The organism is Lentzea cavernae (genome assembly GCF_014653695.1).
GTDB lineage: Bacteria > Actinomycetota > Actinomycetes > Mycobacteriales > Pseudonocardiaceae > Lentzea > Lentzea cavernae.
Window position 1 is genome coordinate 54,771 of record NZ_BNAR01000030.1, and the last position, 24,919, is coordinate 79,689.

Annotated in this window: 25 protein-coding genes; 13 read left to right on the forward strand and 12 right to left on the reverse strand. The window is 69.2% G+C overall.

Annotation, left to right across the window (positions count from 1 at the left end; translation table 11 throughout):
- Positions 1-9: 9 nt before the first annotated feature.
- Positions 10-345, forward strand: a complete 336-nt coding sequence (locus IE307_RS45630) for a HEAT repeat domain-containing protein (protein WP_191305752.1) — start codon at positions 10-12, stop codon at positions 343-345.
- Positions 346-357: 12 nt separating this feature from the next.
- On the forward strand, positions 358-768 hold the full coding sequence (locus IE307_RS45635) for a GNAT family N-acetyltransferase (RefSeq protein WP_191305753.1): 411 nt from the start codon (positions 358-360) through the stop codon (positions 766-768).
- Between the two features lie 4 nt (positions 769-772).
- On the opposite strand, the gene IE307_RS45640 is transcribed toward IE307_RS45635, so the two are convergent.
- From IE307_RS45640 to IE307_RS45650, 3 genes are all read right to left on the reverse strand, one after another.
- Positions 773-982: a hypothetical protein gene (locus tag IE307_RS45640; protein WP_191305754.1), complete on the reverse strand. Its 210-nt coding sequence runs from the start codon at positions 980-982 to the stop codon at positions 773-775.
- A gap of 164 nt (positions 983-1,146) precedes the next feature.
- A complete protein-coding gene (locus IE307_RS45645) occupies positions 1,147-2,367 on the reverse strand; it encodes an acetyl-CoA C-acetyltransferase (protein ID WP_191305755.1) in 1,221 nt (406 codons plus the stop codon).
- Between the two features lie 92 nt (positions 2,368-2,459).
- Positions 2,460-3,347 carry an SGNH/GDSL hydrolase family protein gene (locus tag IE307_RS45650; protein WP_229905679.1) on the reverse strand — a complete coding sequence of 296 codons (888 nt, stop codon included), beginning with the start codon at positions 3,345-3,347 and terminating at the stop codon, positions 2,460-2,462.
- 102 nt (positions 3,348-3,449) lie between these two features.
- Between IE307_RS45650 and IE307_RS45655 the strand changes: the two genes are divergently transcribed.
- The 3 genes from IE307_RS45655 (at position 3,450) to IE307_RS45665 (ending at position 7,228) form a co-directional block, all read left to right on the forward strand.
- Positions 3,450-4,820, forward strand: coding sequence for a cystathionine beta-synthase (locus IE307_RS45655; RefSeq protein WP_191305757.1), 1,371 nt, complete (start codon positions 3,450-3,452; stop codon positions 4,818-4,820).
- A gap of 88 nt (positions 4,821-4,908) precedes the next feature.
- A complete protein-coding gene (locus IE307_RS47390) occupies positions 4,909-5,967 on the forward strand; it encodes an RDD family protein (protein WP_191305758.1) in 1,059 nt (352 codons plus the stop codon).
- Between the two features lie 115 nt (positions 5,968-6,082).
- A complete protein-coding gene (locus IE307_RS45665) occupies positions 6,083-7,228 on the forward strand; it encodes a cystathionine gamma-synthase (protein ID WP_191305759.1) in 1,146 nt (381 codons plus the stop codon).
- 735 nt (positions 7,229-7,963) lie between these two features.
- On the opposite strand, the gene IE307_RS45670 is transcribed toward IE307_RS45665, so the two are convergent.
- The gene (locus IE307_RS45670) at positions 7,964-8,206 is read right to left on the reverse strand and encodes a hypothetical protein (protein ID WP_191305760.1); all 243 of its coding nucleotides are present in this window, start codon (positions 8,204-8,206) and stop codon (positions 7,964-7,966) included.
- Positions 8,207-8,260: 54 nt separating this feature from the next.
- Complete coding sequence (hppD, locus tag IE307_RS45675) at positions 8,261-9,442, reverse strand: 4-hydroxyphenylpyruvate dioxygenase (protein ID WP_191305761.1); 1,182 nt, start codon at positions 9,440-9,442, stop codon at positions 8,261-8,263.
- A 74-nt stretch (positions 9,443-9,516) separates the two neighbouring features.
- On the opposite strand from hppD, the gene IE307_RS45680 reads away from it, so the two are divergent.
- Positions 9,517-10,026 (forward strand): Lrp/AsnC family transcriptional regulator, encoded by a 510-nt coding sequence (locus IE307_RS45680; protein WP_191305762.1) that lies wholly within the window; start codon positions 9,517-9,519, stop codon positions 10,024-10,026.
- Between the two features lie 28 nt (positions 10,027-10,054).
- On the opposite strand, the gene greA is transcribed toward IE307_RS45680, so the two are convergent.
- Together greA and IE307_RS45690 are read right to left on the reverse strand one after the other, a co-directional pair.
- Entirely contained in the window at positions 10,055-10,549 is a 495-nt protein-coding gene (greA, locus tag IE307_RS45685; protein ID WP_045309976.1) for a transcription elongation factor GreA, read from the reverse strand.
- A 187-nt stretch (positions 10,550-10,736) separates the two neighbouring features.
- Positions 10,737-11,159 (reverse strand): DUF4307 domain-containing protein, encoded by a 423-nt coding sequence (locus IE307_RS45690; protein ID WP_191305763.1) that lies wholly within the window; start codon positions 11,157-11,159, stop codon positions 10,737-10,739.
- A gap of 95 nt (positions 11,160-11,254) precedes the next feature.
- Between IE307_RS45690 and mca the strand changes: the two genes are divergently transcribed.
- Positions 11,255-12,124 carry a mycothiol conjugate amidase Mca gene (gene mca, locus IE307_RS45695; RefSeq protein WP_191305764.1) on the forward strand — a complete coding sequence of 290 codons (870 nt, stop codon included), beginning with the start codon at positions 11,255-11,257 and terminating at the stop codon, positions 12,122-12,124.
- A 2-nt stretch (positions 12,125-12,126) separates the two neighbouring features.
- A complete protein-coding gene (locus IE307_RS45700) occupies positions 12,127-12,402 on the forward strand; it encodes a hypothetical protein (RefSeq protein WP_191305765.1) in 276 nt (91 codons plus the stop codon).
- Between the two features lie 849 nt (positions 12,403-13,251).
- Here IE307_RS45700 and IE307_RS45705 read toward each other — a convergent pair.
- From IE307_RS45705 to IE307_RS45720, 4 genes are read right to left on the reverse strand one after another with little or no spacing between them, the layout of a single operon-like run.
- Positions 13,252-14,049 carry a nucleotidyltransferase domain-containing protein gene (locus tag IE307_RS45705; RefSeq protein WP_229905680.1) on the reverse strand — a complete coding sequence of 266 codons (798 nt, stop codon included), beginning with the start codon at positions 14,047-14,049 and terminating at the stop codon, positions 13,252-13,254.
- Positions 14,046-14,660: a nucleotidyltransferase domain-containing protein gene (locus IE307_RS45710; protein WP_229905681.1), complete on the reverse strand. Its 615-nt coding sequence runs from the start codon at positions 14,658-14,660 to the stop codon at positions 14,046-14,048. Before IE307_RS45710 ends, IE307_RS45705 begins: the two co-directional genes overlap by 4 nt.
- Positions 14,657-17,125, reverse strand: coding sequence for a polynucleotide kinase-phosphatase (locus IE307_RS45715; protein ID WP_191305766.1), 2,469 nt, complete (start codon positions 17,123-17,125; stop codon positions 14,657-14,659). Before IE307_RS45715 ends, IE307_RS45710 begins: the two co-directional genes overlap by 4 nt.
- Entirely contained in the window at positions 17,125-18,462 is a 1,338-nt protein-coding gene (locus IE307_RS45720; protein WP_191305767.1) for a 3' terminal RNA ribose 2'-O-methyltransferase Hen1, read from the reverse strand. Before IE307_RS45720 ends, IE307_RS45715 begins: the two co-directional genes overlap by 1 nt.
- A gap of 55 nt (positions 18,463-18,517) precedes the next feature.
- Here IE307_RS45720 and IE307_RS45725 point away from each other — a divergent pair, with 55 nt between their 5' ends.
- The 4 genes from IE307_RS45725 to IE307_RS45740 are packed head-to-tail and all read left to right on the forward strand — an operon-like array spanning position 18,518 to position 22,446.
- On the forward strand, positions 18,518-20,491 hold the full coding sequence (locus tag IE307_RS45725) for a thioredoxin domain-containing protein (protein ID WP_191305768.1): 1,974 nt from the start codon (positions 18,518-18,520) through the stop codon (positions 20,489-20,491).
- 56 nt (positions 20,492-20,547) lie between these two features.
- The gene (abmR, locus tag IE307_RS45730; RefSeq protein WP_191305769.1) at positions 20,548-21,102 is read left to right on the forward strand and encodes an ATP-binding transcription factor AbmR; all 555 of its coding nucleotides are present in this window, start codon (positions 20,548-20,550) and stop codon (positions 21,100-21,102) included.
- A gap of 10 nt (positions 21,103-21,112) precedes the next feature.
- Complete coding sequence (locus IE307_RS45735; RefSeq protein WP_191305770.1) at positions 21,113-21,916, forward strand: hypothetical protein; 804 nt, start codon at positions 21,113-21,115, stop codon at positions 21,914-21,916.
- A gap of 14 nt (positions 21,917-21,930) precedes the next feature.
- A complete protein-coding gene (locus IE307_RS45740) occupies positions 21,931-22,446 on the forward strand; it encodes a hypothetical protein (protein WP_191305771.1) in 516 nt (171 codons plus the stop codon).
- 17 nt (positions 22,447-22,463) lie between these two features.
- Here the strand turns inward: IE307_RS45740 and IE307_RS45745 are convergent, their stop codons facing one another.
- Positions 22,464-23,384 carry a DMT family transporter gene (locus IE307_RS45745; RefSeq protein ID WP_191305772.1) on the reverse strand — a complete coding sequence of 307 codons (921 nt, stop codon included), beginning with the start codon at positions 23,382-23,384 and terminating at the stop codon, positions 22,464-22,466.
- 47 nt (positions 23,385-23,431) lie between these two features.
- On the opposite strand from IE307_RS45745, the gene pdxR reads away from it, so the two are divergent.
- Positions 23,432-24,784, forward strand: coding sequence for a MocR-like pyridoxine biosynthesis transcription factor PdxR (pdxR, locus tag IE307_RS45750; protein ID WP_191305773.1), 1,353 nt, complete (start codon positions 23,432-23,434; stop codon positions 24,782-24,784).
- Positions 24,785-24,919: the final 135 nt, after the last annotated feature.

Here is a 24,919-nt window from a genome sequence, read left to right on the forward strand (position 1 = left end):
AGACGGGGGATGACGAAGAGGTTCGACGAGGCCATGTGGCTGATGCGCCGCCACGATCCTCAGAAGAACGAAGACGGCTTCTGGCTGCTGAAACCGCACGCGGCGGAGCACCTCGACGAGTTGATCGAGGCGTTCAGGGCCGAGCAGGACGACCGCGGCCTCCGCGCCTGGTTGCTCGAACTCATCAGTCACGCCCGCGCGCCCGAGGCGTTGCCGATCCTGGTCGAGCACCTGGACCACGAGGACGAGTCGCTGGTGGGCTGGGCCGTCAGCGGTCTGGAACAGCTCGACACCAAGGAAGCGCGAATCGCCCTCTACCGTCATCGCGCGAACAAGTACGACTGAGGGGGAATCGCAATGGACTCCGCATATCGGCTCGTCCTGGAACGGCCGTCGATCGACGACTACCAGCGTTTGCGCAAAGAATCAGGACTGAGCGAACGCACTCGTGAAGAAGCCGAGAACGGCATCCGCGGCGGATGGGCCAGCGCAATCGTCATTCACGTGGAATCAGGCGAAACCGTCGGAATGGGCCGCGTGGTCGGTGACGGCGGCACGTACTTCGTCATCATCGACATGGCGGTGCTGCCGCGGCACCAGCGCAAAGGCATCGGCGACGCGATCATGACCGCGTTGCTGGCCGGGATCCACGAGACCTCACCGGGCGCGTTGGTCAGCCTGCTCGCCGATCCGCCCGGCCGTCGTCTCTACGCACGACACGGCTTCGTGGAGAGCGCACCGGACTCGATCGGGATGTGGCGGCGCTAGGCATCTAGGCCCGCCAGCGCACGTCCGGCAGTTCGGTGCCCACCTTGATCAGGCAGGGCGTGCAGAGAGCGCCCGCCTGAGCGCGCGACACCCGTTCGTCGGGAACCGAATGTTCGCAGACGGCCTGGTAAAAGCTGCGAGACCCATTGGCTTGATCGAGAGAGAAAGCGTGGCATTGCAGGTCATATTCGCTTTGCCACCACACGTACGGCATGTCCGACCCCTCCTTGCTCACCGGTAGGGACGGACTTCCCCTCGCCTGATGACGCCAATGGGCGATGTTTGTCTCATCGGCGGAAAGGGGGCAGGCAAGTAGCTCCGTTCGGGTGAAGCGGAGCTACTTGCAAGCGTCAAATTGCAGATCTTGTGGTGAAAGGGTCAGCTGAGGCGCTCGACGACCATCGCCATGCCCTGGCCGCCGCCCACGCACATGGTCTCGAGACCGAACTGCTTGTCGTGGAACTGCAGCGAGTTGATCAGGGTCGTGGTGATGCGCGCACCGGTCATGCCGAACGGGTGGCCGACGGCGATGGCGCCACCGTTGACGTTCAGGCGGTCCAGGTCGATCCCGAGGTCCTGGTAGGACGGGATCACCTGGGCTGCGAACGCCTCGTTGATCTCCACGAGGTCGATGTCGGAGACCGACAGGCCCGCCAGCGCCAGCGCGCGCTTCGAGGCCTCGACCGGGCCGAGGCCCATGATCTCCGGCGAGAGGCCGGAGACACCGGTCGACACGATGCGGGCCAGCGGCGTGATGCCGAGCTCGCGGGCCTTCGTGTCGGACATGACCACGAGGGCCGCGGCACCGTCGTTGAGCGGGCAGCAGTTGCCGGCGTTGACGCGGCCGTTGGGGCGGAAGACGGGCTTGAGCTGCGACACGGCCTCGTAGGTGACGCCGGCGCGTGGGCCGTCGTCGGAGGACACCACGGTGCCGTCGGGCAGCTCGACCGGCGTGATCTCGCGTGCCCAGAAGCCGTCGGCGATGGCCTTCTCGGCGAGGTTCTGCGAGCGGACGCCGAACTCGTCCATCTCCTGACGCGAGATCCCCTTGAGCAGAGCCAAGTTCTCGGCGGTCTCGCCCATGGGGATGTAGACGTCCGGCACGACGTCGAGCGTCCGCGGGTCGACCCACTCCTCGGCGCCGGCGGCCTTCGTGGCGGCGGTGCGCGCCTCGGCCTCGCCGAACAGCGGGTTGTGCGTGTCCGGCCACGAGTCGGAGCTGCCCTTGGCGAACCGCGACACGGTCTCGACGCCGGCGGAGATGAACACGTCGCCCTCGCCCGCCTTGATGGCGTGCAGGGCCATGCGCGTGGTCTGCAGCGAAGAAGCGCAGTACCGCGTCACGGTCGTGCCGGGCAGGTTGTCGTAACCCAGCAGCACGGACACGATGCGCGCCATGTTGAAGCCCTGCTCGCCGCCGGGAAGGCCACAGCCGAGCATCAGGTCGTCGATCTGCGCGGGGTCGAGCTGCGGCACCTTGTCCAGTGCCGCGCGGATCATGCGCGCCACCAGGTCGTCGGGCCGAACGTCCTTCAGCGAACCCTTGCCCGCGCGGCCGATGGGGGAGCGGGCAGCGGAGACGATCACGGCCTCAGGCATCACGAAACTCCTCGTTGAGAGTCAAGGTTGCCGTCGAGCCTAGTTAACGGCCGCTCACCCCGGCCAGCGCGAGTGACGAGGATTTCCGAAACTCACGCGTGCCGCTTCTGCAGCCACGCCGGCACCCGTGACGGCCGCAGCGCCAGCGCGGCCGCGGACCGGATCGGCTCCGCCGGTGCGTTCCACCCCGCCCACAGCCCCGCCACCTGGCACAACGGCGCCAGCAACAAGCCGGCTGCGGCCTCGTAGCCCGCCGCACTCGGGTGGAAGCGGTCCGAGCTGAACATGTCCACGTGCCGCGCCATGAACTCCGGCGCCAGCAGGTTCCCCAGCGACACCGGCACCCCACCGGCCCGGCGCACGGCAGCGGTCTGCGCGGCCGCGAGCCGCAGGCTGTACCGGTGCCCGACCATCCGCAACGGCTGGGGGATCGGCCGCACGGTCCCGAGGTCGGGACAGGTGCCGACGACCACGCCGCACCCGGCCGCGCGCAGCCTGCCCACCTGCTCGGCCAGCAACCGGGCCGACGCGGCGGTGCCCATCCGCGACGTCACGTCGTTCGCGCCGATGATGATCACCGCGACCTGCGGTGCTACCCGCAGCGCCGCGTCGACCTGCGGCACCAGGTCACGCGTCGTCGAACCGCTCACGGCGAAGGTCGACAGGCGCACCGGCCGTCCCGCCTCCTCCGCCAGTGCCTGGGCCAGCAACACGCCCGGCATCTGCGAGGGATGGGTCACACCGAGGCCCACCGCCATCGAGTCGCCGAGCACCACCAGCCGCACCGGATCGCCCCCGTCGTCGAGGTACACGCCGTCCGGAGCCGGCCAGAGGTGCTCCAGCACCCCGATGGCCACCCGAGCACGTCTTCCCTGCTCCGTGAGCAGTCCGGCCAGCGCGCCCGACAGCCCTCCGAGGGTCGCCGCGGTCATCGCCACCGCGCGCAGAGTTCTCAGCCCGATCACCCGCACCACCTCCATTCCCCGGAATCGTGGGCTGCCTCGTTCGAATCAACCTCCGCAGCCACTAGAGCTACGCTTCGTCCCGCTATCTCGGAGTGTGGGAGCAGGGAGTGGATACCGGTGGAGTACGTCGAACACGTCGTCGATCTGGTCGGCAACACGCCGCTGGTCAAGCTCAACTCGCTGACGACGGGCATCAAGGCCACGGTGCTGGCCAAGGTCGAGTACCTGAACCCCGGCGGCAGCGTGAAGGACCGCATCGCGCTGCGGATGGTCGAGGCGGCCGAGAAGTCCGGTGAGCTGCAGCCCGGCGGCACGATCGTCGAACCGACCTCGGGCAACACCGGCGTCGGCCTCGCCCTGGTCGCGCAGCGCAAGGGCTACAAGTGCGTGTTCGTCTGCCCCGACAAGGTCAGCGAGGACAAGCGCAACGTCCTCAAGGCCTACGGCGCCGAGGTCGTGGTGTGCCCGACCGCCGTCGCGCCCGAGCACCCCGACTCCTACTACAACGTCTCGGACCGGCTCGTCCGCGAGATCCCCGGCGCCTGGAAGCCCAACCAGTACGCGAACCCGGAGAACCCGGCGAGCCACTACCACCAGACCGGCCCCGAGATCTGGCGCCAGACCGACGGCAAGATCACGCACTTCGTCGCGGGCGTCGGCACCGGCGGCACGATCTCCGGCACCGGCCGCTACCTCAAGGACGTCTCGGACGGCGCCGTGCAGGTCATCGGCGCCGACCCGGAAGGCTCCGTCTACTCCGGCGGCACCGGCCGCCCGTACCTCGTCGAGGGCGTCGGCGAGGACTTCTGGCCCGAGGCCTACGACAAGACCATCGCCGACCAGATCGTCGAGGTCTCCGACGCCGACTCGTTCGACGTCACCCGCCGCCTCGCCCGCGAGGAGGGCCTGCTCGTCGGCGGCTCCTGCGGCATGGCCGCGGCCGCCGCGCTGCGCGTCGCACGTGACCTGCCCGAGGACGCCGTCGTCGTCGTGATCCTCCCGGACGGCGGCCGCGGCTACCTGTCCAAGGTCTTCAACGACCGCTGGATGGCGTCCTACGGCTTCCTGCCGCCCGACTCGACCGGCGCCACCGTCGGCGACGTGCTGCGCCGCAAGGGCGGCATGCTCCCGGACCTCGTGCACGCGCACCCCAACGAGACCGTCGGCGACGCCGTCGCGATCCTGCGCGAGTTCGGCGTCTCGCAGATGCCCGTCGTCAACGCCGAACCGCCGATCATGGCGGCCGAGGTCGCGGGCGCCGTCAACGAGCGCGACCTGCTCGACGCCCTGTTCACCGGCAAGGCGCAGCTCTCCGACCGCCTCGACAAGCACATGTCCCCGCCGCTTCCCACGCTCGGCGCCGGTGAGCCCGTCGGCATCGCCATGAACGCCCTGTCGCACGCCGACGCCGCCCTCGTCCTGGAGGACGGCAAGCCCGCCGGCGTCGTCACCCGGCAGGACATTCTGGGCTTCTTGGCTGGTCGCTGAGCGTGGAAGCCCGTGCGTCCGATAGCGTGACGCCCGATCATCATCAGTCTTACTCGTACACGGCCCAGCCAAGGGGGTTGGAAACCGGATGAACGCTCCGCAGCCGCCAGGAAATCCGTTCGGCGGTCAGCCGCAGGAGCCCAACGCGGACGCCACGCAGATCGTCCCGGGAGGTGGGCAGCCGTCCTCGGCGAACCCCAACCCGGACGCGACGCAGGTCGTCTCGCCGGGACAGGCTCCTGCCGCACCGCAGCAGAACGCGGACGCCACCCAGGTCGTCAGCCCCGGGCAGGCACCTCCCGTCTCGGGTGGCTTCCCGGCACAGGGACCCGGCTCCGGCGGGTTCCCCGCCCAGCAGCCGCCCGCCTACGGCGCTCCGCAGCAGCAGCCCTACGGGGCTCCGCAGCAGCAGCCGTACGGCGCACCGCAGTCCAACCCGTACGGCCAGCCGGCCGTCGGCGCCTACGGCCAGCCGCAGCAGCCTTACGGCGCGCCGCAGTCGAACCCGTACGGTCAGCCGCAGCAGCAGGCGTACGGCCAGCCCGGCGGCTACGGTCAGCCCGCCTACGGCATGGCCCCGCCTCCGCCCACCGGCTACGCCGAGTGGGGCCAGCGCTTCATCGGCTACCTGATCGACGTCGCGGCTCCGACCGTCGTGGCGACGATCCTGTACTACGTGGTCATCGGCATCGCAGTCGGTTCCGACTCGCCCGGGCTCGCGCTCCTCGCCATCCCGATCTGGGTCGCGAACCTCGCCTTCATCATCTGGAACACGGTGATCAAGCAGGGTCAGACCGGTCAGTCGATCGGCAAGAAGGTCGCGAAGATCAAGCTGGTCGGCGAGGAGACCATGCAGCCGCTCGGCGGCGGCACGACGTTCGTGCGCCAGCTGTGCCACGTCGTCGACGCGCTGCCGTGCTACGCGGGCTTCCTCGCTCCCCTGTGGGAGCCGAAGAAGCAGACCTGGGCCGACAAGATCATGAAGTCCATCGTGATCAACGCCCCGGAGACCGCGCAGCAGTACGGCGGTGGCACCGGCGGCTACCCGCAGCAGCCGAACACCGGCGGTTACCCGCAGCAGCCTCAGCAGGGTGGCTACGGCCAGCCTCCGCAGCAGGGCTACGGCGGTCAGCAGCAGGGCTGGTAGAGCCTTCAGCTCAGCCCCCGGTCACCTCGTGGTGGCCGGGGGCTGAGCCGTTCCCGGGGTGTTCACGACGTGGACTCCACCCGTCGACCGCCAGACGGGTGAGTACCCTTCGAACATGAGCACCCCATACGGCTTCGCCACCAGGGCGATTCACGCCGGTCAGGACCCGGACCCGACCACGGGTGCGGTGAACGTCCCCATCTACGCGACCTCCACGTACGCCCAGGACGGCGTCGGCGGCCTGCGTGAGGGCTTCGAGTACTCCAGGACCGGCAACCCGACGCGCCGCGCACTGGAGACCTGCCTCGCCTCCCTCGAACGCGGCCGCTACGGCCGTGCGTTCTCCTCCGGCATGGGTGCGACCGACGCCGCGCTGCGCACGTTCCTCAAGCCCGGCGACCACATCGTCATCCCGAACGACGCCTACGGCGGCACCTTCCGGCTGATCGACAAGGTCTTCTCCCAGTGGGGCGTCACCCACTCGCCCGCCCCCGTCTCGGACGTCGACGCCATCCGCGCCGCCATCCGCCCCGAGACCAAGCTCGTGTGGATCGAGACCCCCACCAACCCGCTGCTCAACATCGGCGACATCGCCGCCATCGCCTCGGTCGCCCACGGCGCCGGCGCCCGGCTGGTCGTCGACAACACCTTCGCCTCGCCCGCTCTGCAGACTCCGCTGGAGCTCGGGGCGGATGTCGTGCTGCACTCCACCACCAAGTACATCGGTGGGCACTCCGACGTCGTCGGTGGTGCGTTGATCACCTCTGACGAGGAGCTGGACGCGGCTTTCGGGTTCTTGCAGAACGGTGCTGGTGCTGTTCCTGGCCCGTTCGACGCCTACCTGACGTTGCGTGGCATCAAGACGCTGCAGTTGCGGATGGACAAGCACTCGGACAACGCCGAGTTGGTCGCCGAGGCGCTGGTTCGGCACCCGCGGGTGAAGAAGGTCATCTACCCCGGGCTGGAGTCGCACCCCGGGCATGCTGTCGCGGCCAAGCAGATGAGCCGGTTCGGCGGGATGGTGTCGTTCATCGTCGACGGGGGCGAGGAGGCGGCTCTGGAGGTTTGTGCTCGGACGAAGCTGTTCCTGCTGGCTGAGTCGTTGGGCGGGGTTGAGTCTTTGATCGAGCACCCCGGGAAGATGACTCACGCTTCTACTTCTGGGTCTTTGCTGGAGGTGCCTGCGGATCTGGTGCGGGTTTCGGTGGGGATCGAGTCCGGGGACGACCTGGTGGCGGACCTGCTTGAGGCTTTGGGCTGAGTCTTTTGGGGACCGCGCGGGTGCGGGTTGCGTTGGTTTGTCGCGGTTCCAGCGGGGTTGGTCGCGTTCCCTGGGAGTTGGTCGCGTTGCGTTGGTGGTTGCGCAGGTCGTGACGAAGAGCGGGCTGGCGATTGGGGCTTGACCTTGAGCCTCTGGCGGGGCGCTGAGACGGCCGGAAAAGCCGGGCTGAAAAGCGCCCGGCCGTGCCCGATGAGGGGTAGCACCCCGCCCCTCAAGGTCAAGCCCCAATCGCAGGACCGGGGTGCACCGCTGCCCAGTCGTTAGAGTTCGGACGGCTCGCTGCGCGTCGCCACTGCCTGGCGGTTCCGATCTGTTGGCTCGCACGGCTCGCTTCGCTTCGCGGCTGGTGGGTGACTCGCCTTCGGCATTGCCGTTCGGAGCCCGGGCGGCCTGCCTGCCCGACGTCCGCGCCCCGCGCCTCGCATGCCGCACCCCGCATGCCGGGCCGCCCATGCTCCACGCCTCGCACGCCGGGCCGTCCCCATGCCCCGTACGTCGGCCTGCCCCCAGCTCCCGCGCCCCGCACGCCCCAGCCACCGCGCGCCGTTCACCCCACACGCCTGGCCACGGGACGCCGTTCACCCCACACGCCTGGCCACGGGACGCCGTTCACCCCACACGCCTGGCCACGGGACGCCGTTCACCCCACACGCCGGGCTCCGCGCATGCGAAGGGCCCCTCCCGCGTCTCGCGGGAGGGGCCCTTCGGTGTCTCTCACGGCTTCTTCGAGCCGAACCTGTCCACGTTCTCGGCCTCGGCCGTCGGCGCCGCCGGTAGGTCGGCGCCGTTCACACAGCCGCCGACGAACTGGAGCGTGTCGCCGGTGCGGACGAAGCGGCCGGCCTCGTCACAACCCGCGTGCGCCACGGTCAGGAACGCCGCGCCGGTCAGTGCCACAGCCGTGGTCACGGCTCCGACCAGCGGAACTACCGCGGCCACGCGTCGCGCGAATGCCATGCCACCTCCACCCGATGTGAGTCCCCCGTAAGGCAGCCTACCGGGGTATCGGCGTCAGAGGTTGCCGCGTCGCTCCTGTTCGCGCTCGATCGCCTCGAAAAGGGCCTTGAAGTTGCCCTTGCCGAAGCCCAGGGAGCCGTGGCGCTCGATCAGTTCGTAGAAGACGGTGGGGCGGTCGCCGATCGGCTTCGTGAAGATCTGCAGGAGGTAGCCGTCCTCGTCGCGGTCGACGAGGATGCGGTGCTCCTTCAGCGTTTCGATCGGGACGCGGACCTCGCCGATGCGGGCGCGCAGGGCCGGGTCGTCGTAGTAGGAGTCCGGGGTCTCGAGGAACTCGACGCCGCCGTCGCGCATGGCCGTGACCGTGGCGATGATGTCGTTGGTGGCCAGCGCGATGTGCTGGACGCCCGCGCCCTCGTAGAACTCGAGGTACTCGTCGATCTGCGACTTCTTCTTCGCGATCGCCGGCTCGTTCAGCGGGAACTTGACGCGGTGGTTGCCGTTGGAGACGACCTTCGACATGAGGGCCGAGTAGTCCGTGGCGATGTCGTCGCCGATGAACTCCGCCATGTTCACGAAGCCCATGACGCGGTTGTACCACTCGACCCAGTAGTCCATCTTGCCGAGCTCGACGTTGCCGACGCAGTGGTCGACGGCCTGGAAGAGGCGCTTCGGGGCGCCTTCCGGACGCTTCACCGTGGAGGTGCGCGCGACGTAACCGGGCAGGTAGGGGCCGGTGTACTTGGAGCGGTCGACGAGCGTGTGGCGGGTTTCGCCGTACGTCGCGATCGCGGCCAGGCGCACGGTGCCGTGTTCGTCGGACACGTCGTGCGGCTCTTCGAGGACGGTCGCGCCCTGCTCGCGGGCGTGCTTGATGCACTGGTCGACGTCGCCGACCTCCAGCGCGAGGTCCACGACGCCGTCGCCGTGGCGGCGGTGGTGGTCGAGGAGCTCGGAGCCGGGGGTGACGCCGCCGTGGATCACGAAGCGGGCCGAGCCCGACTTCAGCACGAACGACTTGTGGGTGCGCTGGCCGGTCTCGGGGCCCGCGTAGGCCACGAGCTCCATGCCGAACGCCACCTGGTAGAGCCACGCGGTCTGCGTGGCGTTGCCCGCGACGAACACCACGGCGTCCATGGCGCGCACAGGGAAGGGGTCCTTGGTCGCGTCGTAGTCGACCAACCCCACGAGCTGGCGGAGCTGGTCGTAGCTCACGTCGTCAAGCTGCTGCGTCATGCCCATCAGCATGATTCGACCTAACAGGGTGAGCAACAGTCAGCGATTTCTCAGGACAATTTGTATAGTGATCTATGGCCTTGGATCAGCAGAGTGAGCACTCTGACCAGCCCGTCGACGAACTGGACGCCCGGCTGCTGCTGCTCTTGACGGACGAGCCCCGCCTGGGCGTCCTCGAATGCTCGCGCCGGCTCGGGGTCGCGCGGGGAACCGTGCAGGCCAGACTGGATCGATTGACCGACAGGGGCGTGCTCACCGGGTTCCCGCCGGCGCTCGACCTCGGCGCCATGGGCTACGGGCTGACGGCGTTCGCGATGGTCGAGATCGCACAGGGACGACGCGCGGAGGTGTGCGAAGGCCTGGCCGCGATCCCCGAGGTGTGCGAGGTGCACGCGACGACTGGGCAGGGCGACCTGTTCGTGCGCGTGGTCGCGAGGTCCAACTCGGACCTGCAGCGAGTCGTCGACCACATCGTCGACGTCCCTCACGTCCGGAGGCTGTCGACGTCGATCGCGCTGTCGACACCCGTGCCCCCGCGCGTGCGACCGCTCCTGGAACGCGTGAAGGGGCGGCCACCGAAGTGACCGCCCCTTCGCACGTCGTGTGGCGTGACTACGCCTGGTAAGGAACAGCGGAGATCAGCGTGACCTTCTGCTGCTTGCCGTTCGGCAGCTCGTAGGAGACCGTCTCGCCGTCCTTCGCGCCGTTCAGGGCCTTGCCGAGCGGCGACAGCGGGGAGTAGACCTCCATCTCGCCGTGCGCGCCCTCTTCACGGGTCGCGAGCAGGAAGGTCTCCGTCTCGTCGTCTCCGTCGTAGCGGATCGTGAGCACCGTGCCGGGTGCCGCGACGCCCTTGGTGGTGGGAGCCTCGCCGACCTTCGCGGCCTGGAGCAGCTCGTGCAGCTGGCGGATGCGCGCCTCCTGCTTGCCCTGCTCCTCGCGAGCCGCGTGGTAGCCGCCGTTCTCGCGGAGGTCGCCCTCTTCGCGGCGAGCGTTGATCTCGGCAGCCATGACCGGGCGGTACGCGATCAGTTCGTCCAGCTCAGCCTTGAGCCGGTCGTAGGCCTCCTGGGTCAGCCAGGTCACCTGGGTGTCGCTCACGGTCACCAACTCCTCGTCTTGCTCTGGTGCATGCGTGTGCACCAGATAGTTCCCGGGCTTGGGGCTCGGAACGGAAAAACACGGCCCGCGCCGGGGCCGTGCTTGAGCTGCAATAGTAACACGGAGACAACGTTCAGCGACGGCGATTTGTTCCCCATCTCGCCGTTTAAACCGCAGATCACCCGCTTGGCCGCTAGCTCGTGGACAAGTAGGCGGGAACCTGGTAGGAGCACCCGAACACTTCGCCGGTGACCGGCGGCTTCGAGGTGCGGAGAACAGTTGTCTCGACGACGACGTCATTTCCCGGCGGCACCAGAACTTCACGCCGACCTGCTTCGTCCCCGTCCTTGGACCGGGCCCGAATGATGCAGACGGCGGCTCGCTCAGGTTGATCGCGAGAAACCTCGAAACTGACCTTCACCTGGTCATCGCCAAGGAGGATGAACGCGGTCTGCTTCGCCTCGATCGGTTTTGTGCCGAGATTTCGGTAACCGACGAAGGCGATGACGGCACCTACCGCGACAGCTACAGCGAGTAATGCCCACCGCGTCCACTTGGCCAGCGGTTTGCGACCCTGCTTGCTGTAACGCCCCTCCGGGAGCACGCGCTGAGCCACTTGTCCGCGCCCTCCTCGGCTCTGGGGAACAATGGTGCCCGACGTTCAGTTGATGAGTGTCGCAGGACCGTTCACACAGGAGGACCACGGGGGTCATGGCCGACAAGCTGCGCCTTATGGCAGTGCACGCACATCCCGACGACGAGTCGAGCAAGGGCGCGGCCTCGATGGCTCGCTACATCGCCGAAGGGCACGACGTGATGGTCGTGACCTGTACCGACGGTGGTGCGGGCAGCATCCTCAACCCGGCGATGGACAAGCCGGACGTGCTCGAGAACATCATCGAGGTCCGCCGCGAGGAGATGGCCAACGCGGCCAAGATCCTCGGCATCCAGCACCGCTGGCTGGGCTTCAAGGACTCGGGCCTGCCCGAGGGCGACCCGCTGCCGCCGCTGCCCGAGGGGTGCTTCGCCCTCGTGCCGCTGGAGGAGTCGGTGCCGTCCCTGGTCGAGGCCATCCGCGACTTCCGCCCGCACGTCGTCGTCACCTACGACGAGAACGGCGGCTACCCGCACCCCGACCACATCCGCACGCACGAGATCTCGATGGCCGCCCTCGACGCGGCCGCCGACGCCTCGTACAAGCCGGAACTGGGCGAAGCCTGGGAAACCCAGAAGGTCTACTACGGCCACGGCTTCTCCCGCGCCAAGATCGTCGCGTTCCACGAGGCGATGGAGGCCCGCGGCATGGAGTCGCCCTACGTCGAGTGGCTCGCGAACTGGAACAGCGACCGCCCCGACGTCATGGACCGCGTCACCACCCAGGTCGAATGCGCCGACTACTTCGACGTCCGCGACGAAGCCCTCAAGGCGCACGCCACCCAGATCGACCCGACGAGCCGCTGGTTCGGGATCCCGATGGAACTGCAGCGGGAGATCTGGCCGACCGAGGAGTACGAGCTCGTCCGCTCCCAGGTCGACTCGACGCTGCCGGAAACCGACCTGTTCGCCGGAGTTAAGGTCTAGGGGTGCTCTCCCCAGACTTCTCCCTCGGCAGCACGGTGGCGCTCGTCGCCGTGCAGCCGTCGAACCCGAACGAGAACGACAAGGGCGGCCAGGGCGAGGACTTCGGCAAGTCCTCCCCGGTCGGCCTCGTCCTGTTGATCGTGTTCTTCATCGCCGTTTTCTTCCTCGTGAAGTCGATGAACAAGCACATCAAGGGCTTGCCGGCGTCGTTCGACGAGCCGGCCGATGCTTCTCCGGAGACTCCGGCCGCGCCGGCTTCTGAGCCTAAGAAGGACTGAGTCTTCTCCGGCTCGGGATTTGTCGTGCCGGCTCGCGGGGCTTTTGCGCGTGGCCTGTGTGGGCTCGGTGTGGTTGTCATGATCGCGAGTTGTCCACAGGGGTGCGGTTCGCTGACCTGCGAGGATGCTTCCGGCCGGTAGGCTGTGGATAGGCGGGAACCTCGAAGGCGTTTTGCTCGTTCCGCAAGGTAAGGAAGCGCGGGGGCGGGGCGGCTCGGGGTGAGGCTCTGTCAGGTCTGCCGGCTCACGGCCATCGTCAGGTCTGCCAGGTCAGGTCTGCCGGGTCTGAGGCCATCGGCAGCCGAGGTAGGCAACGGTCGAGCCGTATGGCAGTGGAGCCAGACGAGGCGGCGGAGCCAGACCATCGGGGCGAGCCGAGACCGGGCAAGCCGAGACCGGGCAAGCCGATCGACGTCGCGCGCCGCCGCTGTAGCGAGCCGCTGCCGCTGTCACGCGAGGCTGCCGCTGTCGCGCCAGGTCGCCCGTGGGCCGCCAGGCGGACGGTGTCGCCGACGTCACGCCAGTCACCGCTGTCCCGCCAAGTCGCCCGTGTGGCGCCAGATCGCCGGTGTCGCGGACGTCACCCAAGGCCGCTGGCGTCCCAAGGCCGTCGCTGTCACGCGAGGCCGCCCGCCGTCACGCCAGTCACCGCTGTCGCGCCAGGTCGCCCGTGTCGCCGACGTCACCCAAGGCCGCTGGTGTCACTTGGCCGCCGGTGTTCCGTGAGGTCACCGACGCCGCCGACGCCACTCGACGCCGCCACCCAACGACGCCGCCACCCAACGCCGCCGCCACCCAACGCCGCCGACGCCGCGTGAGCACCGCCGGTCTCGCGTAAGCCCACCAACCTCACCCAAGCCTGAGACCCACCACGAACTCGTGGACCTCCTCGAACGCCACCGGTTCCAACGGCAGGTCACTGCCCTCCCGAGCCCGCCGCAGCTCCTCGTGCCAGTGCGCGAGGTCCGCCTCCAGCCGCTCGGGAGCCGGCCGCCCGGGCGCCCCCGCCAGCGCCCGGTGCTCGCCGAGGACCTTGGCCTCGATGAGCCCCGCCAGGTAGTCGGGTCCGTCGAGCTGGTCGAGCAGCGTCGGCAGGTGGGCGTTCACCTCGCCGGTGCGCAGCAGGTGCACGCCGGTCAGCAGCGCGCGGAAGGTGTAGAGCAGCGGCTTGATCTCGCCGGTCTTCTCGAAGAGCCGCCACTGCGTGACGGCGAAGCCGCGGTAGTGGTGGCCGTGCCGAGAGGTCAGGCAGCCCGTGGCCAGGTCGGCCAGTCGGCGGTGGGCGTCGGTGGTGTGGACTACCAGTGGGGAGAGCAGTTGTTCGAGCACGTAGCCGTTGGGGCGGGTCAGCAGGCGGCAGAACTTCTGCACGTCGTGGGTGACGAGGTCGATCTCGACGCCGTCGCGGACCCACATCCGTTCCTTGGTCTCCGGGCCGTGGCGCAGGCCGAGGATCTCGGCCAGCGGCAGCACGTGGACGCCGCGGAGGTCGACGTCCGAGTCGCGTGACGGGAAGCCGTACAGGTGTGCGCCGGACACGGTCGCGAACAGCAGGTCGTGGGACTGCTCGGCGACCACGGCGCTCAGGTCCGGTACCTCGCCCAGGAAGAATTGGCCCAGAGGCGACGAAGATCTGGCGTGACTCACAACATCCTCCTGCGCACCGACATCAACCAGTCCTCCACCCGCGCCCTGTCCGGTTCCTCGGGCAGCGGTCCTTCGGCCGCGGCGATCTCGTCGCCCAGCCGGTGCGCCCACGCCACGGCGTCGTCCCAGGGCATCGAGCCATCGCGGATCGAGAGCAACGACCTGTCCGCCGTGATGTCGTAACGGCCGGTGCGCAGCAAGTTGAGGCCCACCAGGCGGAGTCGCACGACGTGCATGAGCTGCTTCGGCTTGAGGTTGCGGCCCGCGCGCGAGAGTTGCATCTCCGTCGCGCGTGTGAACGCTCGCACGGCGTACTGGGAGAGGAACGCGGGCAGCAGGTCCCGCAGTTCCTCTCCCATCGGCGTGCTGATCTCTACCAGCGGGCTCACCAGCGTTTCGAGCACCGTCGGGTTCGACTTGAGGCCGAGCTTGCAGAAGTGCTCGACCTCCCAGCTGAGCTGTTCCGGGTCCGGACCCTCGACCGAGGTCGGCGGCTTCTCCAGGCGCCAGAACGCTTCCGTGGGCGCGACGAACACCCCGCGTCTGTCTACATCGGACTCCGTGCTCGCCAGGCCGTAGGCGTGGGAGCCGATCACCACTTCGAGGATCACAGTCGGGGGTCCACCGGTTCCGATTCCAGCGCGAGCACGCCGAAGACGCACTCGTGCACCCGCCACAGGGGTTCGCCGCGCACGAGGCGTTCCAGGGCCTCGATGCCCAGCGCGTGTTCGCGCAGTGCGAGACCGCGCTTGCGGCCGAGTGAACGCTTGCGCAGCCGTGAGAGGTTCGAAGGCGTCGTGTAGTCCGGGCCGTAGATGATCCGCAGGTACTCGCGGCCGCGCACCTTCACGCCCGGCTGGACGCGTCCGGCGAGGTTCGCCAGCGGCTTCACGACCATGCCCTCCCCGCCGGCCGCGGTCAGCTCCTCCCACCACCGCACACCCGCGGCCACCTGCGAAGGGTCGTTCACGTCGACCACGAGGTGCCGGGTCTGCTGGAACAACGGGCCTTCCAGCCGTCCCAACGTCTCCAGGTGCCACAGGTGTGAACGGTCGTGGAACGTCCGCCCCTCCGCCGCGAGGAGCTGGAACGGCGCGATGCGCACGCCCTCCAGCCCGTCCACCGGCCAGCAGTACCGCTCGTACGCGACGCTGTAGGCCTCGGCGTTCGAGGCGCGCTGAGTCGTGCGCGCCAACAGGTCCGTCACGTCCACGCCACGGGCGGCGGCTGCCGACAGGGCGTCGACCGCCACCGGCAGTGCGCCGCCGGCTGCCGCTCCGACCGCCGCGTACTGCTCGCGGATGAGACCGGAGGCCTTGGCGTTCCACGGCATCAGCTCGGCGTCGATGAGCAGCCAGTCCGTGGCGAGCTCGTCGAACAAACCGGCGCACGCCGTTCGCACGCCGTCGAGCAGTTCGGTGCCGAGCGCGCCGTCGAAGAACGCGCGTCCGGTGCGCGTGTAGATCGCGCCGCCTTCCCTGCGCACCGACAAGACCGCGCGGGAGCCCATGTGCTTCTCCTCGCAGATCACCTGGCCGACCCACCCGGACCGGTACTCCGCGAACGCCTCCTCGGGGTGTTCCAGCACGTCGTCGCGCTGCGAGGTCGCGACGGGCGCCATCGTCGGCGGCAGGTACAGCAGCTCGTGCGGGTCGATCGCGAACCGGCTCATGACCTCCAGGGCCGAAGCCGACTGCTCCGCGCGGATCGTCACGGCGCCGATCAGCGACGTCTCGATGCGGCGCAGACCGGTCACGTCGCTCAGGGCCAGCACGTCCGGCGCGCGCTCGGCGGCCTTCTGCGGGAACGGCGCGTCGCTCTCATACCAGACCTGGTGCGCCTTCACGGAGACGGTTTCCCGTTCCGGGTAACGCAACGCGGTCAGCTTCCCGCCGAACACCACACCCGTTTCGAGGCACATGGTGTTGTTGATCCACTCGGCCTCGGGCACCAGGACGTGCCCGTACAGCACCATCGCCGAGCCGCGGTAGTCGTTCGCCCACGGCAGGCGCACGGGCAGTCCGTGCGCGTCGGTCTCGCCGGTCGTGTCGCCGTACAGGGCGAAGCTGCGCACCTTCGCGGACGCACGGCCGTGGTAGCGCTCGGGCAGTCCGGCGTGCGCGACGACGAGGTTTCCGCCGTCCAGCACGTAATGCGCGACCAGGCCGTCGCAGAACCTCGTCGCGGCAAGACGGAACTCCTCCGGCTCGTGCGCGAGCTGCTCCAGCGACTTCTCCAGGCCGTGCCGGACCGTCACCTTGTGGCCGCGCAGCGCCCGCACGAGCTTCTCCTCGTGGTTCCCGCGCACGCTGAGGGCGTGACCGGCGGCGACCATGCCCATGACCAGGCGCAGCACGCCGGGCGTGTCCGGTCCGCGGTCGACCAGGTCGCCGACGAACACGGCCTTGCGCTCGCCAGGCGGAACCGCGTCCACGGCACGGCCTTCGCCGTCGTGGACGAGGGTGTAGCCGAGCTCGGCCAGCAACTCCTCCAGTTCCGCGCGGCAGCCGTGCACGTCACCGAACACGTCGAACGGCCCGGTCTCGTGCCTGAGGTCGTTGAGCAGGCGCTCGTAGACGATCGTCGAGTTGTCCACATCGGACTCGGAGCGCAGCACGTGGACGCGCTTGAAGCCCTCCTTGCCGAGGAACTTCAACGAGCGCTTCAACGCCGACCGGTGACGCTTCACCACGTGCGCGCCGAAGTCGCGGTCGGGTCGCTGCGCGTTGCGGGCGAGGCACACCTCGGTCGGCGTGTCGAGCACGATCGCGACCGGCAGCACGTTCGCCCTCTTCGCGACCTCGACCAGCTGAGCGCGGTCCTGGGGCTGCACGTTGGTCGCGTCGATCACGGTGACGCGTCCCGCCTCGAGCCGTTTGCGCGCCACGAAGTGCAGCGCCTCGAACGCGTCCGCCGACGCCGACTGGTCGTTCTCGTCATCGGACACGAGCCCGCGGAAGTAGTCGCTCGACAGCACCTGCGTGGGCAGGAAGTGCTTGCGCGCGAAGGTCGACTTGCCAGAACCCGAGGCGCCGACCAGCACCACCAGGCACAGGTCAGGGATCTTCAGCTCCATCAGTTCACTTCTCCCAAGCCGAACACGGCCATCTGGGTCGGCGCGCCGCGTTCGGCGTCCTCCGGCCCGATCGGCACGTACCGAACGGTGTAACCACGCCGTTCCGCGACGCCGTCCGCCCACTCGCGAAACTCCTGCCGAGTCCACTCGAAACGGTGGTCGGAATGCCGCATCTGCCCTTCCGGCAACATGTCGAACAGCGCGTTGTACTCGACGTTCGGCGTGGTCACCAGCACCGTCGCCGGTCGCGCGACGGTGAAGACGGAGTGCTCCAGCGCGGGCAGGCGCGACGGGTCGACGTGCTCGACGACCTCCATCAACACCGCCGCGTCGTAGCCCGCCAGCTCGGGGTCCGCGTACGTCAAAGCCGACTGCCGCAACGTGATCCGCTCGCGCTGCCGCTCGCCCATGCGGTCCAGGTGCAGCTTGCGCGCGGCCTCCTGCAACGCCTTCGCGGACACGTCCACGCCGTGGATCTCGGTGAACTCGGGCTCGCCGACGAGCGCGCGCAACAACGCCCCGCCACCGCACCCGAGGTCGAGCACGCGCTTGGCCCGCACCTCCTTCAGCGCCTTGATCACGGCCTCCTTGCGCTGCACGGCAAGGGAGATCTTCGGTTCGGCCAGCGCGTTGTCGAGCTCCTCGGGCTCGACCTCGTCGACGTCCGCGAGACGTTCCAGGGCAGAGGTGATCAGCGGACGCTTGCGCGCCAGGTAGCGGGTGGTGATCAGCTCCTTGTCCGGGTGCGACGCCAGCCAGCCGTCGCCGGCCTTGAGCAGCTTGTCGACCTCGTCGGCCGCGACCCAGTAGTGCTTGCCGCCGTCGAGCACGGGAAGCAGCACGTAGAGGTGCTTCAGGGCGTCGCTGAGCTTGACGGTGCCGGTCAGCGTCACGTCGCCGTAGCGGGAGTCGCCGTGCCCGGTGATCGCGACGTCCCAGCCGAGCGGGGTGAACAGCCGGTCCGCGAGCCGGTGCGGCAGCGCGGGAACGCGGACGACCAGGGGAATCGGGGTCCGCGCGAGCTCCGGGTAGCTGTCGCTGCGGCCGTTCATGGCCGTGCGGAACACGCTGCCGAGCGCGACCGTGAGCAACGACCCGGCCGCGTACGGCCTGTCGTTGACGTATTGGGTGAGGGTGCTGCCGGGACCTCGTACGAGCGCGATGGGGTCGACCTCCAGCAGGAGGGCGATCGTGCATTCCTCGTTCGTCGCCTTCGGGTAGAAGACGTGCGCGACGCCCGAACTCGTCGTGAACGACTGGGCCCGGTCGGGATGCTTGTGCAGCAGGTGGCCGAGATCGGTCGCCGGCTGGTGCGTCGTGGTCATGGTGAGCAACACGTGGCTGAGTCTGATCGACAGTCGCCGTTTCCGCAGGCGATTTAGGGTGGAGGGCATGGCGAACCGACTTGCGGACGCGACCAGCCCCTACCTGCTGCAGCACGCGGACAACCCGGTCGACTGGTGGCCGTGGTCCGGGGAGGCGTTCGAGGAGGCCCGGCGGCGCGACGTGCCGGTGCTGCTGTCCGTCGGCTACGCGGCCTGTCACTGGTGCCACGTGATGGCGCACGAGTCGTTCGAGGACGCGGAGGTCGCCGCGTTCCTGAACGCGAACTTCGTGCCGGTGAAGGTGGATCGCGAGGAACGCCCGGACGTCGACGCCGTGTACATGGAGGTCACGCAGGCCATGACCGGCCACGGCGGATGGCCGATGACGGTGTTCCTGACGCCGGACGCGCGGCCGTTCCACGCGGGCACCTACTACCCGCCGTCGCCGCGGCCGGGCATGCCGTCGTTCACGCAGCTCATCGAGGCCGTGTCGGCGACGTGGACGGCGCAGCGGGGCGAGGTCCTGGAGTCGGCCTCCGCTGTGGTGGAGGAGATCTCCCGCCATGGTGCGCCACTGCCTCCGTTCGCAGTGGACTCCGACGCGCTGGCGGGCGCCGTGGTGTCGTTGCTGGGCGAGTTCGACCGCCGCAACGGCGGATTCGGTGGCGCGCCGAAGTTCCCGCCGTCGATGGCACTGGAGTTCCTGCTGCGCCACCACGAGCGCACCGGCTCGGTCGAGGCCGTCTCGATGGCGACCGCGACAGCCGACGCGATGGCCGGCGGTGGCATGTACGACCAGCTCGGTGGCGGGTTCGCGCGCTACAGCGTCGACGCGTCGTGGGTGGTGCCGCACTTCGAGAAGATGTTGTACGACAACGCTTTGCTGCTGCGTTTCTACACCCGTCTGACGCGGGTGACGCGATCTGAGCGCTACGAGAGGGTCGCGCGGGACACGGCGTCGTTCCTGCTGCGAGACCTGCGCACGGCCGAGGGCGGTTTCGCGGCTTCGCTCGACGCGGACACCGACGGCGTCGAAGGCCTGACGTACGTGTGGTCGTACGAGGAACTCGGGGACGCCGCCGCCGCTTTCGGCGTCACCGCGGAGCCGAACTTCGAGGACGGCAAGTCGACCCTGCGGTTCGTGTCGGAGCCGGGGGAGCAGGTGCGGGCGTCGCTGCTGGCAGCGCGTGCCCTGCGGCCGCATCCCGGCCGGGACGACAAGGTCATCGCCTCCTGGAACGGCATGGCGATCGCCGCGCTGGCCGAGGCGGGCGCGTTCTTCGGGGAGCCGGCGTGGATCGCGGCGGCCTCGGAGGCCGCGTCGCTGCTGGCCGCGGTGCACCTGGTCGAGGGCAGGCTGCTGCGGACCTCGCGCGACGGCGTGGCGGGCCCGTCGTTCGGCGTGCTGGAGGACTACGGCTGCCTCGCCGACGGCCTGCTGGCGTTGTACCAGGTCACCGGCTCGATCCGGTGGCTCGACCTGGCGTGCGGGCTCTTGGACACCGCTCTCTCGCGGTTCGCCGTGCCGGACTCTCCCGGCGCCTACTACGACACCGCTGACGACGCCGAGACACTCGTACGGCGTCCTGCCGACTCGACCGACAACGCGTCACCCTCCGGTGCGTCCTCGCTGGCCTCGGCCTTGTTGACGGCGTCCCTGCTGGCGGGCGCCGATCGTTCGGCGCGGTACTACGAGGCCGCTTCCGCCGCCGTGACCCGTGCCGGGTTGCTGGCCGCGCGCGCCCCGCGGTTCGCCGGCCACTGGCTGACCGTCGCGGAAACGCTGGTCGCGGGCCCGTTGCAGGTGGCCGTGGTGGGTGCCGACGACTCGCGCCGTGCGTCGCTGTGGGCGGCGGCGGTGGCCCATGTGCCCGGTGGCGGCGTCGTCGTGGCCGGAGAACCCTCGTCCGCGCCGTTGCTGGAAGACCGCCCGTTGGTCGACGAGGCCCCTGCGGCCTACGTGTGCCGCGGCTACGTCTGCGATCGGCCGGTGGTGTCAGTGGACGCCCTGGTCACTTCGCTGACGGCGAACGCCCTCTAGCTGATTGCAGGCGTAACGTCGGTAACGACGTAATCATGTAATCAGGGGTGAGTGCTATGGGACGTGGATGGCGAGGAAGAGGCGGGTGGCAGCAGGCTGACCTGCCCTCGGCCGACGACGCGGCGGCGTGGTTCGCGGGAAGGCTCCCGGACGGCTGGTTCACCGGCGCCGCGGAGGTGATCGTCGACCGCGAGGAGATCACCGTCGTGGGCACGCTCACGCCGCTGGAGGGCGACTTCGACGACGCCTCGCGCGCCGCGGCCGAGTCGGGCCGCATCTCGCGCTGGCGCGAGGAGACCCGCGACGACCGCATCGAGATCGCCCGCCAGGCCGAGCACCTCTACGGCCGCAAGGTCGCCTGGGGTGCTCAGCTGGGCGGCACGCGCGAACTGTTCACGCACCTGGCCGTGCCGGTCATGACGCGCCTGCGCCAGCCGGAACGCCAGGTGCTCGACACGCTGGTAGCCGCTGGCGTGGCTCGCTCACGGGCCGATGCCCTGGCTTGGGCCGTGCGTCTGGTCGGAGAACACGCGGACTCGTGGCTCGGCGAGCTGCGCGATGCGATGTCGAAGGTCGACGATCTCCGCTCGCAGGGGCCTGATCTCGCCTAGTGTCCTGCGCGTGGATCTGACGCCGGTCGCGGAAACGGTCGTCCGGGGCGAGCCGGGCGCGTTCGAAACGTTCGTCAACGAGGCCCAGGGCCGTTCGCCCGACGAGATGTCGGCGGCGGCCCTGGTGCTGTCTTCGTCGCCGGACGTCCAGGTCAACGAGTTGCTGGGCAACCTGCTGTTCTACATCGGTGCGTGCGAAGCGTTGGAGCCGTTGGTGCTGCGCGTGGTGGAAGCCTTCGAACGCGGCGAAGGCGAGGCTTGGGAGCGTGCGCTCCTGCTGCCCTTGCAGGACGAGGACGTCCGCGCCGGACTGCCGCACCGCGAGCGCCTTCTTGCTGCTGTGCCTGCTGATTCGTGGCTCCACGGCCTGCTGCTGGTGGTGGACCTCGAACCGCTGTTGGTGCTGCACCGTCCCAGTGGCACCGGTTTCGACGTGACGATCGGCGGCATCGGCGACAACTTCCAGCTCCACACGCTGCTCGCCTACCGCCTGATCCCCTCGTACGTACCCGGCGAACCGCCGCTGGAGTCGTGGGTGGAGGCGGCGTCGGTGGGCCCGGATCTCCAGCCCGAGGGTGGAATCCACGGCCGGTTCGAGCTGTCCGACGCCTTCGGCGGCACGATCTGGAACGAGAGCCGCCCGTCCGACATCCCGCTGTTCGAGGGCCGCCGGGTCGTCGTGCTGGGCCCGCCGCCGTACCAGCGGTCGTGGAACACGGGGCGCCTCTACCCGATGATGACGCCTCTCGTGGACATCGCTCGCGTGCTGCCCGCTGACGAGGCCTCGTCGTGGCTGGCGAAGGTCGGCTCGTGAGCTATTCCAGTGACATGAGGAAAGTTCTCGATGACTCTCTTCCGCTGGGCCGTCGCGTCACGGCGTTGTGCTACTGCCTGGAGCGCTACAGCCCGATCGGCTTCCACGCGTCGCTGAGCTTTCTCCGGGTCGTGGCAGGTGACTTCACGCGGGACCCGGCCGCGTTGCCGAGCGCGATGGAACTGCTGAACTCCAGCTACGCCGCCTGGCAGGCCGAACTTCGTGCTTACGGCGTACTTCGCCGGCATGCCAAGCGGTTGGGCCACCGCAGCCCGCATCCGTCCGCGCCGAACCCGAACCAGCCCTCGCACTGGTACGGCGCACCGCGCGAGGCCGCCCTCCACGCCGTGTGGGTCTGGTACTCGAAGGGCGCCTCTGCCGACACCGACGTGCAAAGCCTTGCCTTCACCTTGCTGGAGCGAGGACGGTTCACGGCTGCGCAACGGGAGATCTTCGAGCGGGTCCTCGCCGAGCCCGGCGACTCGCAGGAGATCCTCCGGCAGATGGCCGTCGTGGTCGCACGCTCCTGACGCTCCTGCAGAAGCTCCTACGGCGCAACAACTCCCGCAGGAGCGTCAGACCCGTTCGCTATTGTTGATTTTGGGGGTACCCGGCCCGAGTCGTGTGTGTGGTGAGCGCCCTCTGCGTCGTGCGCTCCTCTGCGGAGCCCGATGACGCACCCGAGTGCCACCGTGGTGACACCGAGGACGGACATGAGAGAAAGCTCCTGTACGCCCAACAACACGGAAGTCGCCAGGCCGGACACCGGCATCAGGCCGATGAGCACGCCCGCGCGGTCGGAGCCCAGGCGGTTCACGGCGAAGTACCAGAGCCCGAAGGCGAGCGCGGTCACCACCACGGCCAGCAGCGCGAGGGAGAAACCCTGCCGCGGGGTCGGCACCTGCCAGCCGCCGACGAACGTGCCGAGCACCGCGCCGATGACCGTCGCCAGGATGCAGGTCCAGGTGGCCACGCCGAGCACGCCAAGGCGTCGTACGACTCCCACGGCGAAGAGGGTGAAACAGACCTCGCCGGCCATCGTGAGCAATGCCAGCGCTAGGCCAGGACCGTGCCACGAGCCGCCGCCGGACAACAGCACGATGCCTGCCGCCACCACCACAGCACCCACAAGAGCGGATGTGGTGCGTTTGCGTGAGAGCAGGGCCAGTGCGACGGGTGAGCCGCCCATGACGGCGGCGACGAAGCCCGGTTCCGCGTACTGCTGGGCCGCGATCAGCACGGCGTTGAAGCCGAGCATCCCGGTGATCACCACGCCGAGCAGCGGGGGCACGTCCCGCCACGACGGCATCGGCAGACGGCGCGCCACCAGCAGCAACACGGCCGCGCCGAGGGCGTAGCGCATGGCCTGACCTGTCAGGACCGGGTAGCCCTCGAGCATTCCCGTGATCGGTACCGACGCGCCGACGATCGTTGCCGCTGTCGCTCCCGCGGCCACCCCGAGTTTCATGCCTCAGAGCCTTGCGCTGCACTGGTCCAGGTTTAAGCTCCACTTCGATGGCTGCTAACTGGACCACTTTTCGCGAGCTGTTGTTGCCGGGGCATCAGCGGCGTCGCGGGGTGGAGGCCGAGCTCCGGCGGGCGATCCGGGACGGGCGGCTCCCGCCCGGTACGCGGTTGCCGTCGAGCCGGGACCTGGCCGCGCAGCTCGAGGTGGCGCGGGGGACGGTGACGTCGGCGTACACGCAGCTCGTGGCGGAGGGGTACCTCACCTCGCGGCGCGGTTCGGGGACGACGGTCGCGAGTCTCGGGCCTGCCGGCGCGTCCGGTGTGCCGGAGCCGCCGCAGCGGTGGCGGTACAACCTGCGGCCAGGACTGCCCGCGCTGGGCGCGTTCCCCCGCGCCGAGTGGGTGGCGGCTCACCGGGCGGCGCTCGCCGAGCTGCCGGACGACGACCTGGCCTACCCCGACCCGGCCGGATTCGCGGGGCTGCGCAAGGAGATCGTCGACTACCTCGCGCGGGTGCGGGCGGTCGTCGCGAAGGACGCGGTGATCACCAACGGCGCTGCGGACGGGTTGCAGCTCACGGCCAGGGTCCTGGACGGCAGCATCGCGATCGAGGAGCCCAGCCACTTCGGCGGGGAGAGCATGCTGCGGTCGCACGGACTCGACACCGTGCCGGTTCCGGTGGACGACAAGGGGATCCGGGTCGATCTGCTGTCCAAAACGGACTGCAGGGCGGTGCTGGTCACCGCAGCGCACCAGTTCCCGCTCGGCGTGGTGCTGCACCCGGAACGGCGGCGGGCGCTCGTCGACTGGGCGCGCGAGCGGGACGCGTTGATCATCGAGGACGACTACGACGCCGAGCACCGGTACGACCGGCCGGCGCTGGGGGCGTTGCAGGCGCTCGCGCCCGAACACGTGGTGTACCAGGGAACGACCAGCAAGGTGCTCGCGCCCGCGCTGCGGCTCGGGTGGCTCGTGGTGCCGGAACGGCTGCGCGAAGGCATCGTGCAACGTAAGCGGTACAACGACATGGGCACCGGCACGATCCCGCAGGCCGCGTTCGCGCACCTGTTGCGGACAGGTGGCTATGACCGGCATCTGCGCCGTACGCGCGCGCTCTACCGGAAGAGGCGGGACGCGCTGTTGGAAGCCGTTGCGGAGCATTTGCCCGCATGGCAGCCCATCGGTGTCGCGGCCGGGTTGCACATGGTGCTGCGCATGCCGGACGGGACGGACGACCTCGCGTTGAAGAGCAGGCTCGCGGACCGTGGCGTGAACGTCTGGGCGCTGGCGCAGTACACGCGCACGCCCATGTGGCCCGGTCTGGTGCTGGGGTACGCGTCGCTCACCCCCGACCGCCTGCGGGAGGCGGTCAGGGAGATCGCCGACGTCTCCGTCGCTTAGACGCTGTCCTGCAAGTCTCGTCGGGCGACAGCGGCGCCCGCGTCTCTCACCTGACGAACTTGCAGGACAGCGTCTAGCTTGAGTTTTAACCTCTGAGCGGCTGGGTGAGACCCTGGTTGATCATGAGTGAAGCCC

What these genes read in the sequence shown, in the direction of transcription:
- IE307_RS45630 (WP_191305752.1), top strand. Translation starts at nt 10, where the DNA reads ATGACGAAGAGGTTCGACGAGGCCATGTGGCTGATGCGCCGCCACGAT.
- IE307_RS45635 (WP_191305753.1), top strand. Translation starts at nt 358, where the DNA reads ATGGACTCCGCATATCGGCTCGTCCTGGAACGGCCGTCGATCGACGAC.
- IE307_RS45640 (WP_191305754.1), bottom strand. Translation starts at nt 982, where the DNA reads ATGCCGTACGTGTGGTGGCAAAGCGAATATGACCTGCAATGCCACGCT.
- IE307_RS45645 (WP_191305755.1), bottom strand. Translation starts at nt 2,367, where the DNA reads ATGCCTGAGGCCGTGATCGTCTCCGCTGCCCGCTCCCCCATCGGCCGC.
- IE307_RS45650 (WP_229905679.1), bottom strand. Translation starts at nt 3,347, where the DNA reads ATGGAGGTGGTGCGGGTGATCGGGCTGAGAACTCTGCGCGCGGTGGCG.
- IE307_RS47390 (WP_191305758.1), top strand. Translation starts at nt 4,909, where the DNA reads ATGAACGCTCCGCAGCCGCCAGGAAATCCGTTCGGCGGTCAGCCGCAG.
- IE307_RS45665 (WP_191305759.1), top strand. Translation starts at nt 6,083, where the DNA reads ATGAGCACCCCATACGGCTTCGCCACCAGGGCGATTCACGCCGGTCAG.
- IE307_RS45670 (WP_191305760.1), bottom strand. Translation starts at nt 8,206, where the DNA reads ATGGCATTCGCGCGACGCGTGGCCGCGGTAGTTCCGCTGGTCGGAGCC.
- hppD (WP_191305761.1), bottom strand. Translation starts at nt 9,442, where the DNA reads ATGACGCAGCAGCTTGACGACGTGAGCTACGACCAGCTCCGCCAGCTC.
- IE307_RS45680 (WP_191305762.1), top strand. Translation starts at nt 9,517, where the DNA reads ATGGCCTTGGATCAGCAGAGTGAGCACTCTGACCAGCCCGTCGACGAA.
- mca (WP_191305764.1), top strand. Translation starts at nt 11,255, where the DNA reads ATGGCCGACAAGCTGCGCCTTATGGCAGTGCACGCACATCCCGACGAC.
- IE307_RS45715 (WP_191305766.1), bottom strand. Translation starts at nt 17,125, where the DNA reads ATGGAGCTGAAGATCCCTGACCTGTGCCTGGTGGTGCTGGTCGGCGCC.
- IE307_RS45725 (WP_191305768.1), top strand. Translation starts at nt 18,518, where the DNA reads ATGGCGAACCGACTTGCGGACGCGACCAGCCCCTACCTGCTGCAGCAC.
- abmR (WP_191305769.1), top strand. Translation starts at nt 20,548, where the DNA reads ATGGGACGTGGATGGCGAGGAAGAGGCGGGTGGCAGCAGGCTGACCTG.
- IE307_RS45740 (WP_191305771.1), top strand. Translation starts at nt 21,931, where the DNA reads ATGAGGAAAGTTCTCGATGACTCTCTTCCGCTGGGCCGTCGCGTCACG.
- IE307_RS45745 (WP_191305772.1), bottom strand. Translation starts at nt 23,384, where the DNA reads ATGAAACTCGGGGTGGCCGCGGGAGCGACAGCGGCAACGATCGTCGGC.
- pdxR (WP_191305773.1), top strand. Translation starts at nt 23,432, where the DNA reads ATGGCTGCTAACTGGACCACTTTTCGCGAGCTGTTGTTGCCGGGGCAT.